The organism is Enterococcus sp. PF1-24 (assembly GCF_029893325.1).
Classification (GTDB): Bacteria; Bacillota; Bacilli; order Lactobacillales; family Enterococcaceae; genus HY326.
The window spans coordinates 1-15,909 of sequence record NZ_JARXWL010000007.1 but is presented as its reverse complement, the minus strand read 5'-3'; the positions used below and the strand labels follow the sequence as shown (position 1 = coordinate 15,909).

At 38.2% G+C, this 15,909-nt stretch carries 12 protein-coding genes; all 12 read left to right on the top strand.

Annotated features, from left to right (window positions below):
• The first annotated feature begins 45 nt into the window (after positions 1-45).
• The 12 genes from mfd (at position 46) to M2139_RS04460 (ending at position 15,266) form a co-directional block, all read left to right on the top strand.
• Positions 46-3,576, top strand: coding sequence for a transcription-repair coupling factor (gene mfd, locus M2139_RS04515; protein ID WP_280737622.1), 3,531 nt, complete (start codon positions 46-48; stop codon positions 3,574-3,576).
• A 23-nt stretch (positions 3,577-3,599) separates the two neighbouring features.
• Entirely contained in the window at positions 3,600-5,192 is a 1,593-nt protein-coding gene (locus M2139_RS04510; RefSeq protein WP_280737621.1) for an oligosaccharide flippase family protein, read from the top strand.
• A 1-nt stretch (position 5,193) separates the two neighbouring features.
• A complete protein-coding gene (locus tag M2139_RS04505) occupies positions 5,194-5,466 on the top strand; it encodes an RNA-binding S4 domain-containing protein (protein ID WP_280737620.1) in 273 nt (90 codons plus the stop codon).
• An 84-nt stretch (positions 5,467-5,550) separates the two neighbouring features.
• A complete protein-coding gene (locus M2139_RS04500; protein ID WP_280737619.1) occupies positions 5,551-6,003 on the top strand; it encodes a septum formation initiator family protein in 453 nt (150 codons plus the stop codon).
• Positions 6,004-6,098: 95 nt separating this feature from the next.
• A complete protein-coding gene (locus tag M2139_RS04495) occupies positions 6,099-6,548 on the top strand; it encodes a S1 domain-containing RNA-binding protein (protein WP_280737618.1) in 450 nt (149 codons plus the stop codon).
• Between the two features lie 123 nt (positions 6,549-6,671).
• Positions 6,672-8,048 carry a tRNA lysidine(34) synthetase TilS gene (tilS, locus tag M2139_RS04490; protein ID WP_280737617.1) on the top strand — a complete coding sequence of 459 codons (1,377 nt, stop codon included), beginning with the start codon at positions 6,672-6,674 and terminating at the stop codon, positions 8,046-8,048.
• A 46-nt stretch (positions 8,049-8,094) separates the two neighbouring features.
• Positions 8,095-8,640 (top strand): hypoxanthine phosphoribosyltransferase, encoded by a 546-nt coding sequence (hpt, locus tag M2139_RS04485; RefSeq protein WP_280737616.1) that lies wholly within the window; start codon positions 8,095-8,097, stop codon positions 8,638-8,640.
• Positions 8,641-8,828: 188 nt separating this feature from the next.
• Positions 8,829-10,898 carry an ATP-dependent zinc metalloprotease FtsH gene (gene ftsH / locus M2139_RS04480; protein WP_280737615.1) on the top strand — a complete coding sequence of 690 codons (2,070 nt, stop codon included), beginning with the start codon at positions 8,829-8,831 and terminating at the stop codon, positions 10,896-10,898.
• Between the two features lie 279 nt (positions 10,899-11,177).
• Positions 11,178-12,071: an Hsp33 family molecular chaperone HslO gene (hslO, locus tag M2139_RS04475; protein ID WP_280737614.1), complete on the top strand. Its 894-nt coding sequence runs from the start codon at positions 11,178-11,180 to the stop codon at positions 12,069-12,071.
• The gene (dusB, locus tag M2139_RS04470) at positions 12,064-13,065 is read left to right on the top strand and encodes a tRNA dihydrouridine synthase DusB (RefSeq protein ID WP_280737613.1); all 1,002 of its coding nucleotides are present in this window, start codon (positions 12,064-12,066) and stop codon (positions 13,063-13,065) included. Before hslO ends, dusB begins: the two co-directional genes overlap by 8 nt.
• Positions 13,066-13,201: 136 nt before the next feature.
• Complete coding sequence (lysS, locus tag M2139_RS04465) at positions 13,202-14,695, top strand: lysine--tRNA ligase (RefSeq protein ID WP_280737612.1); 1,494 nt, start codon at positions 13,202-13,204, stop codon at positions 14,693-14,695.
• Between the two features lie 130 nt (positions 14,696-14,825).
• Entirely contained in the window at positions 14,826-15,266 is a 441-nt protein-coding gene (locus tag M2139_RS04460; protein WP_280737611.1) for a GNAT family N-acetyltransferase, read from the top strand.
• Positions 15,267-15,909: the final 643 nt, after the last annotated feature.

Below are 15,909 nucleotides of genomic sequence, written 5' to 3'. Positions count from 1 at the left end.
TTCAAAGGAAATTTAATACCTTAATACGAACAAGGAGCTTTAATTATGAATTTAATCGAGTTTGTGGGGCAACACACGGTGGTTCGCCAATGGCACGAAACCTTATTAGAAAAAAATACACGGCAATTACTGACAGGGGTTTCTAGTTCGGCTAAGATGCTGATTATGGTAAGTGCCTATCAATGCTTACAAAAAAGTGTCGTTGTGGCTACGCCTAATTTGTATTATGCCAATCGCTTAGTCGATGATTTAATAAATGTTTTACCTGCTGAAGAAGTTTTCTTGTTTCCAGTAGAAGAAATGTTAACGGCGGAAATGGCCTTTGCCTCACCAGAAGCGCGGGAACAACGGATTGTCGCGCTGGATGCTTTAACTAGTGGGGGAAAAGGTATTTTTGTCGTGCCGATTGCCGGACTACGAAAATTTTTACCTACCAAACAAACCTGGCAAGCCGCTCATTTTAATTGGCAAATCGGTGGTGTTGTCGCCATGAATGATTTAGCAGAAAAATTGACGCTGATGGGCTATGAACGACAAGGTATGGTGGGGCGTCCTGGGGAATTTAGTTTACGGGGAAGCATCATTGATATTTATCCTTTAAATAGTGAATATCCTGTGCGAGTGGAATTATTTGATGAAGAAATAGATTCTTTGCGCTATTTTGAAGCTGACAGTCAACGTTCTGTAGAAACCATTGAAGAAATCGTGATTAGTCCTGCTACCGAATTGATTTTTTCGACTGATAATTTAAACCAAGGGATTGTGGCGTTGCAAGAAGCTTTGCAAAAGCGTTTAGCGATTACGCAAGATTTAACGGAAAAGAATTTTCTACAAGATTATTTTGGTCAGTTAATTAGTTCTTGGGAAGCTGGTGTTCCGGGTGAAATCGCTAATTATTACACTTCCTTCTTATATCAAGAAGCTAGCACCTTGATGGATTATTTTGATGAAGAAATGTTGTTATTTATGGATGATTACCCCCGTTTGTTGGAAACCAATCGCGAAATTGACCGTGAAGCTGGTGAATGGCAGACACAGCGTTTAGAAGAAATGCGGGTTTTTTCAGAGCAACAATTTATGAAAGAAGGCCACAATTTAATTACCAAAAGTTCGTTAAACACTACTTTCTTTTCTTTATTTAAAAAAGGCATGGGCAATTTACGTTTTAACACTATCATCGATTTTCAATATCGTAATATGCAACAATTTTTCGGCCAGATGCCTTTGTTAAAAACAGAAATAGATCGTTGGCAAAAACAATTGCAGACGGTCGTTGTTTTGCTGCCTACTAAAGCGCGGATTCGTAAAGTGGATGAAATGTTTCGAGACTATGAGATTCAAGGTGTTGAAACGACCGCCGATAATCTGATTCCTGGGCAATTACAATTTATCGAAGGCAATTTGCAAACCGGTTTTGAGTTGCTACAAGAAAAAATTGTCGTGATTACCGAAAAAGAAATTTTCCAGAAAACTACAAAAAAACGTGCTCGTCGTCAAACAGTCTCTAATGCGGAACGCTTAAAAAGTTATAACGAGCTAAAAGTCGGTGATTACATTGTTCATATTAATCACGGGATTGGTAAATACGTTGGGATGGAGACGTTAGAAATTGACGGCGTTCATCAAGATTATATGTCGATTATTTATCAAGATGATGCTAAATTATTTATTCCCGTGACGCAGCTGAATTTAATTCAAAAATATGTAGCGGCTGAAGGGAAATTGCCGCGAATTAATAAATTAGGCGGTAGCGAATGGACGAAAACCAAACGCAAAGTTTCCGCTAAAATTGAAGATATTGCTGATGATTTAATTCAGTTATATGCTGCCAGAGAGTCGGAAAAAGGCTATGCTTTTGCACCAGATGATCAATATCAAAAAGAGTTTGAAGATTCTTTCCCTTATTCTGAAACGGAAGATCAATTGCGGAGTGCGGCTGAAATTAAACGGGATATGGAACGAGCTCGCCCGATGGATCGTCTGTTAGTTGGCGATGTGGGCTTTGGTAAAACCGAAGTCGCTTTGCGAGCGGCTTTTAAAGCCATAAAAGAAAGCAAGCAAGTTGCCTTTTTAGTGCCAACAACGATTTTAGCGCAACAGCATTATGAAACTATGTTAGATCGTTTTGAAGGATTCCCGGTAAATGTTGGGTTGTTGAGCCGTTTCCGGACGAAAAAGCAACAGGCGGAAACTTTGCAAGAAATTAAAACCGGCAAAGTCGATATCGTAGTGGGAACGCATCGGATTTTATCTAAAGATATGGAGTTTAGTGATTTAGGGTTGTTAATTATTGATGAAGAACAGCGTTTTGGTGTGAAACACAAGGAGCGCTTGAAACAGTTACGCTCGCAAGTTGACGTTTTAACTTTAACCGCTACACCAATTCCACGAACTTTGCATATGTCCATGTTAGGAGTGCGCGATTTGTCGGTGATTGAAACGCCGCCAGCTAATCGTTACCCGATTCAAACTTATGTGATGGAACGCAATGCCGGTGCCGTTCGTGAAGCGATTGAAAGGGAAATGGCGCGAGATGGACAAGTTTTCTACCTATATAACCGCGTAGATACGATTGAACAAAAAGTCGAAGAGCTACAAGAGTTGGTGCCGGAAGTGCGAATTGGTTATGCTCACGGTCAAATGACCGAAGTTCAGTTGGAAAATACGCTTTTTGAATTTGTTGAAGGGGAATATGATGTTTTAGTAACTACCACGATTATTGAAACGGGGGTAGATATTCCTAATGCCAATACTTTATTAGTAGATAATGCGGATTACATGGGCTTATCGACTTTGTATCAATTACGGGGGCGGGTCGGGCGTAGTAATCGAGTGGCTTATGCTTATTTCATGTATGAACCACAAAAAATTCTTAATGAAGTCAGCGAAAAAAGATTACAAGCGATTAAAGATTTTACTGAATTAGGTTCAGGTTTTAAAATTGCCATGCGAGATTTATCCATTCGCGGAGCCGGGAATTTATTAGGTGCCCAACAGCATGGCTTTATTGATGCGGTCGGCTTTGATATGTATTCACAAATGTTAACAGAAGCAGTTGCCCGTAAACAAGGGAAAAACGCCCAAATTCAAAAAACTTCGGTGGAAATCGATTTGGGGATTGATGCATATTTACCAACTACTTATATCGAAGATGAACGGCAAAAAATTGAAATTTATAAACGGGTGCGGGAGTTAGAGAGCCAAGCGATGTTAGAAGAGCTAGAAGCTGATTTGCTAGATCGTTTTGGTGAGTTTCCTGATGAAGTATCTTATTTATTAATGATTGGTCAGTTGAAAATGGACGGCGATTGCGCGTTGTTGGAAGTGATTCGTAAACAGCAACAAGTGGTGCGGGTGGTGTTAAGTAAAGTCGGTACGAAAACTTTTTCAGTGGAACAAATTTTTGAAGCCTTAGCTGCTACGAAATTACGAGCATCTTTAGGGGTGGAAAAAGAAAAAATGGTGATTAAATTAACGATTCCTAAAGATTTAAGTCGGGTGTTAATGTTGCAAGAAATCATTAGTTTCGTACATGCGTTACGACAATTGAAATATCAAAAACAGAAAAAACAATAAATTAAAAGCGAGGAGGGAGATAAATGCCACAAAAAGAAATGCGTCATATGATTAAAGGTGCTGCGATTTTAACCGGTGCTTCTTTAATTGTGAAAATCTTAAGTGCCATTTATCGCGTACCTTTTCAAAATATCGTTGGCGACGAAGGTTTTTACGTGTACCAACAAGTTTATCCGATTTATGGATTGGCGATGACTTTAGCTGCTAGCGGCTTACCACAATTTATTTCAAAATATTTGGCAGAAGCTAAAACCCCCGCTGCAGAGAAAAATGCCTTACAACAATTGTTGCCTTTATTAACGGGACTGAGCTTGCTATTATGGGGGATTGTTTTCTTTGGTAGTGGCTTAATCGCACATTTAATGGGGGATCAAGCTTTACAGCCCCTTATTCAAGTGGTTTCTTTTACTTTTTTATTGATTCCGGGATTAGCGACGTATCGGGGAGCTTTTCAAAGTCGCCTGCAAATGACACCCACGGCAATTTCACAAGTTGTTGAGCAAGTGTTGCGGGTGGGAGTTATCTTAATTGCTGCTTTTTGTTTCCAGCAATTTGCGTGGGATATTTATCAAACGGGAACGCTAGCGATGGTAGGAGCGGTGGTTGGTGGTAGTTTGGCTTTGCTACTACTACATTGTTACGACCGTAAGTTAAATCGTCAAAGCCTTGAGCTTGTTGATTTTGTAAAGATACCAGCGGAAAAATCAACTGGCTTGTTGGGTCGTTTTTTATTAGAAGGTGGCTTATTATCCATTTATAGTGGCTACTTGATTTTGTTTCAATTAGTCGATGCCTTTTTTGCGAAAAATAGTTTGGTGGCACAGGGATTATCGCAACAAGCGGCTAAAATTGATAAAGGGATTTTTGATCGCGGACAACCGCTGGTGCAATTAGGTTTAGTCGTTGCCACTGCTTTAAGTGCCAGTTTTCTGCCAATTTTAACCCGTCGTTTGTTAGCGGGAAATCAAGGGCAATTTGAAAAATTAGCCCGCATTTATTTGCGTTTATCTGTTAGTTTAGCTGCCGCTGCGGCGCTGGGCTTAGCGCTGTTAACGCCGTTAATTAATTTTAGTTTATTTAAAGATCATGCCGGTGAGCTGACTTTAACCTTGTTTGTTTTAGCGGTAGCTTTGATGGGGGCGATTCAAGCTTATCAAAGCATTGCTCAAAGTGAAAATCGCTTTCTGCCAGCTTTAAAAGCTGCTAGTGTGGGTTTGTTGATCAAAATTATCGCAACTGGTCCGCTAACTTATTACTTAGGAACGGTGGGGACTAGCTTAGCGACTTTGCTGGGTTTAACGGCGACTTTACTGTGTTTCATCTGTTTTATGCCGAAAAAAATTAATTTTTTTTTGCGAGAACATCAATTTGGTTCCACATTACTTAAATGTCTTGGTATAATGGGGCTAACAGTCGGGCTTTTGTTAGTGGGCATTGATTTTTTTCAATTAGCAGAAAAGCGTTGGCAAGCCCTGCTGTGGAGTGTTGTTAGTGTGGCTGTCGGGGCAAGTAGTTTTATAACTGCTGCTGTTTACTGGCAATTGTTTACGTTGCGGGAATGGTTAATGTTTCCACTAGGTGAAAAAATATTACGTTTATTAAAGAGGGGAAAATAAAATGCGTTTAGATAAATTTTTAAAAATATCAAGAATTATTAAGCGGCGGTCTGTTGCAAAAGAAGTAGCGGATAAAGGTCGCATTCAAATTAACGGCAAAGTAGCGAAATCTTCCAGCGATGTTAGAGTTGGCGATGAATTACGAGTGCAATTTGGTAATAAAATCTTAACAGTTAAAGTAGCTGAACTGCATGAATCAACCAAAAAAGATGATGCTGCCAAAATGTATACAGTGGTTTCAGAAGAACGGATTCAAACAACAGAAGAAATTTAAGGGAATTTCAACGATTTTGGTTAGACAAGGCTGTTAGATGTTGGTATAATGAGACAGATAACGGGAAAGAATGAGGCGGTTTTTTTGAGTAAAAGAACGAAAGAAACAAAAATTACCCAACTGAATACCGAATATGCAAAAGAACAATATGTTCATTTTCAACGGCAACAACGACAATTAGTCTTTAAAAAGCGCAGGTTAACTGCGATTTTAGGGATTACGTTAGTGGTTTTCACAATTGTTGGTTTCCAATTATTTAGCGATTATCAACGGTTGCAAAAATTAACTGATTTAAAAGTCGAAACGCAACAAGAGCAACAAGCAGCTGAAGAAAATCTTGAAGATTTGCAGATGGATATTGAGTTGCTGAAAGATGAAAGTTATGTAGCTAAATTAGCGCGACGGGATTATTATTATTCTCGCCCTGGGGAAAGTGTCTACATTTATACACCTAAAAAAGCCGATGAAGCAATAAGTAGTAATCCTACTACCAACGCTGAAGCAGATGGTGCTAACGAAAACCAAGGCAACGAATAATTTTGCAGTGAGTTTAGTTATCTTTATGAAAGAGTAAACAAATATATTTCATATAAATTGAAAGAGTGAAAAACAATAGGAGGAACATTTTTTTTATGTCAATCGAAGTAGGAGCAAAGTTACAGGGGAAAGTGTCAGGAATTACTAATTTTGGTGCCTTTATTGATTTAGGTTCTGGAAAAACGGGTTTGGTACACATCAGTGAAGTATCAAATGGCTATATTAAAGATATTAATGATGTATTAAGTGTTGGCGATGAGGTAACGGTTAAAGTCACTTCAATTGGTAACGATGGTAAAATTGGTTTGTCAATTCGACAAACACAAGAGCAACCACCACAAGAAAAGCGGGAGTTTGTTAAGCGGGAACCACGCCCAGCTAGACCAGCTCCAAAGAAATCTTTTGGTCAAAATCAACCTGCCAATAATAAACAAGACTTCGATTCATTAATGAGTTCTTTCTTGAAAGACAGCGATGATCGCTTAACTTCTTTAAAGAGAAATACTGAAGGTAAACGTGGCGGACGTGGCGGACGTCGCAACTAAATTATGTCATATGAAATAAAAAAGTAAGAGGAGAGCAGACGCTTGTCAATGGCTGTGTGTCTGCTTCTCTTTTTTTGATAGAAATAAAAAATCTTGAAATTGCGAAGCGAGGCGAATTTTAAGTTGAATCAGCTGCTGGCTAAGTTAAAAAAAATCGGCTTAGAAAAACATTACTGGCAAAGAGAGAGTCGTTTACTGTTAGCTGTTTCTGGTGGGGTGGACTCAATGGTTTTGCTGCACTTGATGCAACAGTTACAAGGGGAAATTGGTTTTCATTTAGGCGTGGCTCACGTCAATCATCAATTACGTGAGGCTTCTTTAATAGAAGAAAGTTATTTGCAAGAATATTGTTTAACGGCACAATTACCTTTTTACACAACGCGTTGGCAAAAACCACAAGCTGTGGGAACGGAAGCGGCGGCGCGGGATTTTCGCTATCAGTTTTTTACAGAGGTGATGGCGACAGAAGGCTTTGATACATTACTGACGGCCCATCATCAAGAAGATCAAGTGGAAACTTTTTTAATGAAAACGATGCGTGGCGGTGATTTTAAAAGTCATCAAGGGATTTTACCAGTGCGGGATTTTGCTAGTGGTCGTTTGATTCGTCCTTTGTTAAGTTTTTCTAAAAAAGAATTGCAAGCATTTGCTTTAACCTACGAGATTCAGTACTTTGAAGATGAAAGTAATTTTTCTGATGACTATCAGCGGAATCGCGTGAGGCATCACATTTTGCCGCAGTTAGCTAAAGAAAATACTGAAAGTTTGCAACACATTGCTGATTTTTCTCAGCAAGTGAATTGGGCGCAAGAAATAATTAATCAGCAAATGGCAAAATTATATCAGCAAATGGTTAGCGTGGCTGATAATGGCTACCAAGTGGTTGTGGCTGATGTGCAGGCATTAACAGCTGGTGAAAAATATTATTTTTGGGAATATTTTTTTCAGAAGACTTTATTAGCAGAAGGTGTAGGAAGTAAACAGCGGCAGCTAAAACAGTTGCTACGATTACTTGCCAGTGATACTTCACAATGGCAAATGGATTTTGAAAATCAGTGGCAATTGTTACGGGAATATCAAAATTTATATTTTTTGAAAAAAAAGCCTAGTCAGCAGTCTGAGTTTAAGTTGGCGGACAGCATTTATCTTTCAGAAAATGAATGGGTAGGCATTTTTCCAGCGACAGAAAAAGTGCGAGTGCCAGCCGAAGTGGCGGATTGGCAAACTTTTACCGGTTCTTTCAAAGCAGAAAAAAGTGCGATTTTCAGTATTCGCCACCGAAAAGATGGCGATAAAATTGCTTTAAGTCCGCAATTAACTAAACGTCTGAGTCGCTATTTTATTGATAAAAAAATTACGACGAGAGAGCGAGACGCTGCTTGGGTGCTCGTGAACCAAACAGAACAGGTATTGGCTTTACTGCCTTATGTTTTTGCTAATTTGAGTATTGCGGCTGAAACTGATACAATACTGTACACATTGATTTATAAATTTAAATAAAAAAATAAATACTTTAAAATGGATAAAAATAAGGGGGACATGAAGTATGTTAGCAAATGATATTGAAAAAGTTTTATTATCAAAAGAAGAGATTGACGCTCGCTGTCAAGAATTAGGGGCTGAGTTAACGAATGAATATCGGGGGAAAAATCCGTTAATCGTAGGTGTTTTAAAAGGGGCAGTACCTTTTATGGCGGATATCGTGCGTTCAATTGATACCCAATTAGAAATTGATTTTATGGATGTTTCTAGTTATGGTAATGCCACTGTTTCTTCTGGTGAAGTTAAAATCGTTAAAGATTTAGATACCAATGTTGAAGGTCGCGATTTAGTTATTGTAGAGGATATTATTGATAGTGGTCGGACGTTAGCTTATTTGGTTGATTTATTTAAATACCGTAAAGCGAACTCAGTTAAAATCGTTACTTTACTTGATAAACCTGAAGGTCGTGTCATTGAACTAGAAGCAGATTATGTTGGTTTTAAAGTGCCAAATGAGTTTGTTGTCGGCTACGGTTTGGATTATGCAGAGGCTTATCGTAACTTGCCATATGTGGGTGTTTTAAAACCTGAAATTTATCAATCAAATTAGTTCTGTTTTTGTTGCTAGTTGTGGTACAATGAAATGGTCAAAATTGATTCATAAATTTAAAGAGATAGATTTACGAGTTAGCTATAGAGTGTATTTTAAGATATTTGTAGCAAAAACCTGGAATTTTGCTAGTAATATTGAAAAAATAGATGATTGCTCTATCGCGGTTTTAAACAAGGAGGACGCATATGAATAAAAAAAATAATGGCTTGATGAAAAACGCCTTATACTACATCCTCGTAATCTTAGCGATGATTATGGGAGTATCTTTCTTCTTTGGAAATGGTAGTTCTCAATCAGCAGAGATTCAGTATTCGGAATTTACTGAGCAGTTAGAAGACGGAAATGTTAAATCTTTCTCTATTCAACCCGTTAGTGGGGCTTATAAAATTACCGGTGAGTATAAGCGGGATCAAACAGTTAAAAATGATGGTGGTCTATCAATTTTAGGCGGTACTGGTGGTAAAGTCAGCCAGTTTACAACAATCGTTTTACCAAATGATTCAACTTTAAGTAATGTCACTGAATTAGCAGAAGACAACAACGTGGAAATTAAAATGAAAGAAGAATCTTCAAGTGGTTTATGGCTTTCTCTGTTAGTTAGTTTCGTACCAATGTTACTTGTGTTATTCGTCTTTTATATGATGATTAGCCAACAAAGTGGCGGCGGTGGCGGCAATGGTCGTGTCATGAACTTTGGTAAATCCAAAGCCAAAGAAGCTGATAAAAAAGCTAACCGTGTCCGTTTCTCTGATGTAGCAGGGGCGGAAGAAGAAAAACAAGAATTAGTTGAAGTGGTAGAATTCTTGAAAGATCCTCGTCGTTTCGTTGAATTAGGGGCGCGGATTCCGGCTGGTGTGCTTTTAGAGGGCCCTCCCGGAACAGGTAAAACTTTACTAGCGAAAGCTGTGGCTGGTGAAGCTGGCGTACCGTTTTATTCAATCTCTGGTTCTGACTTTGTCGAAATGTTCGTTGGGGTCGGTGCTAGTCGTGTGCGTGATTTATTTGAAAATGCTAAGAAAAATGCACCAGCGATTATCTTTATCGATGAAATTGATGCGGTAGGTCGTCAACGTGGTGCTGGTATGGGTGGCGGACACGATGAACGTGAACAAACCTTAAACCAATTGTTAGTTGAAATGGATGGTTTTGATGGTAATGAAGGGGTTATCGTAATTGCCGCTACTAACCGTTCGGATGTTTTAGATCCAGCGTTATTGCGTCCAGGTCGTTTTGACCGTCAAATTTTAGTCGGTCGTCCTGATGTTAAAGGTCGTGAAGCAATCTTACGAGTGCATGCTCGTAATAAACCGTTAGCAGACGATGTTGATTTGAAAGTAGTAGCGCAACAAACACCAGGTTTTGCCGGTGCTGATTTAGAAAATGTTTTAAACGAAGCGGCTTTAGTTGCTGCTCGTCGTAATAAGAAGAAAATTGATGCTTCTGATGTGGATGAAGCAGAAGATCGCGTAATTGCTGGACCAGCTAAAAGAGATCGGGTCATCAGCAAACACGAAAGAGAAATGATTGCTTACCATGAAGCTGGTCATACAATCGTTGGTTTAGTTTTAAGCCGTGCTCGAGTGGTTCATAAAGTTACTATTATTCCTCGTGGCCGTGCTGGCGGTTACATGATTGCTTTACCAAAAGAAGATCAATTCTTAATGACTAAAGAAGATATGTTTGAACAAATCGTTGGTTTATTAGGTGGACGGACAGCAGAAGAAATTATCTTCAATGTTCAATCAACTGGTGCATCAAATGACTTTGAACAAGCAACTGCTTTAGCCCGGAGTATGGTTACTGAATACGGTATGAGTGAAAAATTAGGCCCTGTTCAATATGAAGGTAATCACCAAGTTTTTGTAGGCCGTGACTATGGTCAAACGAAAGCATACTCTGAACAAGTGGCTTTTGAAATCGACCAAGAAGTTCGTCGTATTTTAAATGAAGCTCATGCAAAAGCAAGAGAAATTATCGAAAGTCATCGTGACCAACATAAATTAATTGCTGAAAAATTATTGGAATTTGAAACATTGGATGCCAAAGCAATTAAATCTTTATTTGAAGAAGGTCAAATGCCTGCCGATCAAGATACAACTTTCCCAAGTGAAAAAGAAGCGCAAACTTTCGAAGAAGCTAAACGTGCTTTAGAAGAAAGAGACGCCCAAAAACAAGCGGAAGAAAAACAACAAGCAGCTGAAAATGCTGAAGTTGTAGAAATTACGCCAGAAGATGAACCAACTGATTCTGAGTAAAAGCAAATAGCTAAATGTGAAAGGTGAGATAACGTTGGTTATCTCACCTTTCTTTGTGGCTGTGAACTAATTCTGGTATAAAATAAAACAAAAGAGTTGAAAAAAGTTTTACTAGCTAGTATTATTCACTAATGACCTATTGAAATATCAGGGCTATAAATTTGCAGCTAGTGAAGCCAGCTGAATTATTTAGCTAAATACATAAGGACTAAGTTAATGAAATGATAGATATATGTAGAGAAAAAAATGAAACATTAAAACGAAGTAGGAGTGAAACAAATGAGTGATTATTTAATTAAAACTTTATGCTACGATGGTTTTGTTCGGGCTTATGCAGTTCAAGCAACGGATACAATCGCTGAAGCTCAAAAACGTCATGATACTTGGCATACTGCATCAGCCGCTTTAGGTCGAACGATGGTTGGTGCCTTGCTTTTGGGAGCGACGGTTAAAGGTGAAGATAAATTAACGGTTAAAATTCAAGGGGATGGACCGGCTGGTGCGATTGTCGTTGACAGTAACGGCAAAGGCGAAGTGAAAGGCTATATTAAAAATCCTCATATTAGTTTACCGTCGAATGCGGCTGGTAAAATTGATGTTCGCGGTGCAGTAGGAACCGAAGGCATCTTTACGGTGATTAAAGATTTAGGCTTGAAAGAAACTTTTTCTGGCCAAACCCCGATTGTTTCAGGGGAAATTGGCGAAGATTTCACTTATTATTTAGCTGTTTCGGAACAAGTACCTTCAGCGGTAGGGTTAAGTGTTTTAGTGGATACTGACGATAGCATTAAAGCGGCTGGTGGTTTTATGATTCAAATGATGCCTGGCGCTGATGAAGCCGTGATTGCTAAAATTGAAGAGCGTTTAGCTGAAACCCGTTTAGTTTCTGAAATGTTAGCTGAAGGTCAAACACCAGAAGAAATTTTACAACAAGTTTTAGGCGTAGACGAAATTGATGTTTTAGAGAAAATGCCGGTGGAATTTAAATGTCACTGTTCTAAAGAACGCTTTGCAGAAGCGATTATAACTTTAGGTGTGGAAGAAATTCAAGGGATGATTGATGAAGACCATCAAGCAGAAGCAGTTTGTTCATTTTGTAATAACAAGTACTTGTACAACGAAACTGAATTAGAAGCATTGAAACAAGAGATTTTGGAGGGAGAAAATGAGTAGCAACAAGCAAGCGTGGAAAATTGGCGCAGTAGAAATTCCTAATCGTGTGGTGGTAGCACCGATGGCGGGGATTACCAACGCTGCTTTTCGGGTAACGGTGAAAGAATTTGGTGCAGGCTTAGTTGTCTGTGAAATGATTAGTGACCAAGGCATTCATTTTCGCAATAAAAAAACCTTAGAGATGCTTTATATTGATGAAAGAGAGCATCCCTTAAGTGTACAAATCTTCGGTGGCAACAAAGATAGTTTAGTTGAAGCGGCTAAATTTGTTGAAGAAAACACGGAAGCTGATATTATCGATATCAATATGGGGTGTCCGGTGAATAAAGTAGTTAAATCTGATGCTGGCTCTAAGTGGCTGCTAGACCCTGATAAAATTCACGAAATGGTTGAAGCGGTCGCTAGTAATGTCAAGATTCCAGTTACGGTTAAAATGCGGATTGGTTGGGATGATCAACATATTTTAGCTGTGGAAAATGCTTTGGCGGCTGAAGCGGCTGGGGCAGCGGCGATTGCGATGCACGGCAGAACGCGAGTGCAAATGTATGAAGGCAAAGCTAACTGGGAAATTTTAAAAGAAGTTAAAAAACATTTGCACGTACCTTTTATGGGGAACGGCGATGTGTGTACGCCAGAAGATGCTAAGCGAATGTTAGAAGAAGTGGGAGCAGACGGCGTGATGATTGGTCGGGCGGCTTTAGGAAATCCCTGGATGATTCAGCGTACTCAACATTATTTAGCGACTGGGGAACTAATTATGGAACCGACGCCCCGTGAAAAAATCGAAATTGCTAAAGTTCACTTGCAACGATTAGTTGATTTGAAAACCGAAAAAGTGGCGGCTAGAGAGTTTCGGCAACACGCTTCTTACTATTTAAAAGGCATTCCGCGAGCAGCGAAAGTTAAAGTAGCGATTAATCAAGCGGAAGATCAAGCAACGATTATTCAAATTTTAGATGAATTTGTTGATAAGATTGAAAGTGCAGCCAACTAATTAAAGTTTAATAATTAAAGCATTAGTCAAGCAATTTTTTTCTTTAAAATGAAAACTTTTGCTTTAAACTATTGCTTTTTTTTCTTTTCATTGGCATTATAAGTAAGAGATTATTATGGAGAACGGAGGAATTTTCGTGTCACAGGAACAACAAACACAACAAGAAATGAACGACCAAATGTTGGTGCGTCGTCAAAAGATGGAAGAATTACAACAACAAGGGATTGATCCTTTCGGAAAACGTTTTGACCGTACTCATAATTCAGAAGAGTTACATGAAAAATTTGATAACTATACAAAAGAAGAAATTGCCGATATGGAGTTAACTGCTAGCGTAGCTGGTCGAATGATGACTCGTCGCGGTAAAGGTAAAGCTGGCTTTGCTCACTTGCAAGACCGTGAAGGCCAAATTCAAATTTATGTTCGTAAAGATGCTGTAGGCGATGAAGCTTACGAAATTTTCAAACATAGTGATTTAGGCGATTTCTTTGGAGTAACTGGCCAAATTATGAAAACTGATATGGGGGAAGTTTCAATTAAAGCCCAAAGCATCACATTGCTTTCAAAAGCTTTGCGCCCTTTACCAGATAAATATCACGGCTTAACCAATATTGAACAACGCTACCGCCAACGTTACTTAGATTTAATTAGTAATCGTGAAAGTTTTGACCGTTTCATGAAACGTAGCCAAATCATTAGTGAAATTCGTCGCTATTTAGATGGTTTAGGTTATATCGAAGTGGAGACACCAACTTTACACAATGAAGCCGGTGGTGCGGCAGCGCGACCTTTCACTACTCATCATAATGCGTTAGATATGGAATTGTACTTGCGGATTGCTTTAGAACTTCATTTAAAACGCCTAATTGTCGGCGGTATGGAAAAAGTTTATGAAATTGGCCGCGTTTTCCGTAATGAAGGTACTGACACGACACATAATCCAGAATTTACAATGTTAGAGTTATATACGGCTTACACTGACTACCAAGATGTAATGAACTTAACTGAAGGTATTTACCACAACGTTGCTGAAAAAGTTTTAGGTAAAACTTTGCTATCTTATGCTGGTGAAGAAATTGATTTAGGCCACGCCTTCAAACGTCTGCACATGGTTGATGCGGTTAAAGAACAAACTGGAGTGGATTTCTGGCAAGATTATACGCTTGAAGAAGCGCGAGCGTTAGCTAAAGAACGCAATGTTGAAATTACTGATGCAATGGAAGTTGGCCACATTATCAATGAATTCTTTGAAACTTTTGTAGAAGATACTTTGCGCCAACCGACTTTCATTTACGGTCATCCAGTAGAAGTTTCACCATTAGCGAAGAAAAATCCTGAAGATGGTCGTTTTACTGATCGTTTCGAATTATTTATTGTAGGTAAAGAATTTGCTAATGCCTTCACTGAATTAAATGATCCAATTGATCAAAGAGAACGTTTTGAATCACAAGAAAAAGAACGTCAACAAGGAAACGACGAAGCTCATGGCGTAGATGAAGACTTCTTAGAAGCTTTAGAATACGGTATGCCACCAACTGGCGGTTTGGGAATCGGTATTGATCGCTTAGTGATGTTGTTAACTGATGCACAATCAATCAGAGATGTATTACTATTTCCAACAATGAGATAAAAATAACTGACCCCCTGCAAAATTGCGGGAGGGTTCTTTTTTATTGTAAGGAATCTGTTGTACTTAGAGAGTATTTTGATATACTAAATTTGAAAATTTGTATTTCATAGGCAATGGGAGATTGAAAACAATGGATATACAACTAATAAATAATGATAACGATATGCAAGCTGTAACGAAATTGATTACTGATGTTTTTATGGAGTTTGAAGCACCTGATTACTCTGAAGATGGCATAAAAGCATTTTTTGATACGGCGTTAAATAATCAAGCGTTTATGAATCAACTTGCTATTTGGGGAGCTTATATAAACAAAAAACTTGTTGGGATAATTGCAACTAGAAAAAGTGGGAACCATATAGCGTTGTTTTTTGTTGACGGTAGATACCATAGACAAGGAATTGGGAAAAAATTATTTGATACAGCTTTGAATAATTCTTCTGCTAACCAATTGACTGTTAATTCATCACCATATGCTAAAGAAGTTTATCAGCGCTTAGGGTTTGAAGATACTGATGTAGAGCAAACTGTCACAGGTATACGATTTATTCCGATGCTATATAAGAAATGAAATGATTTGTCTTGCATGATGAAAATAAGCGTAGTCTATGTAAATCAATTGATAAGTCTTTATAAAATCATACAATTAGATAACTATTAATGTATGAATGCCGTTAAATCACGAACGTTATAACAGTAATAATCATGAAGAGTTCACCAATCAAAAAAACTTCAGAAAAATCACAAAAACAACTTGCAATCTCCCATTATACTTGTTATATTATTACCTGTGCTTGAGACGCAATCATAACGAAAAAAACTTTTTAAACTTTTTGAAAAAAAGAGTTGACGAAAACTTTTCACCATGATAGACTAATCAAGTCGCTTCAAAAGGAAACAGAAACTTAGCAGTTCACACTACTAACAAAACTGTTATCTGAAGCAAGTTTCACAACAATTAAATATCAAAACTTTTTACAAAAAAAGTTTCATAAACAGTTGACAATTTGATTGCTAACTGTTATGATATAAAAGTTGCTGAAACATTTGCAACAACGTAGACCTTTGAAAACTGAACAAAGAAAACGAACCAAATGTGTAGGACGTTCTTACTATAGGTAAGAACACAAACATTATTTAAAAAAGCGAAGCAATATGCTAGCGAATCAATTCAATTGAGCTTAACAGTCGCAAGACTGTACAAACACTTTATT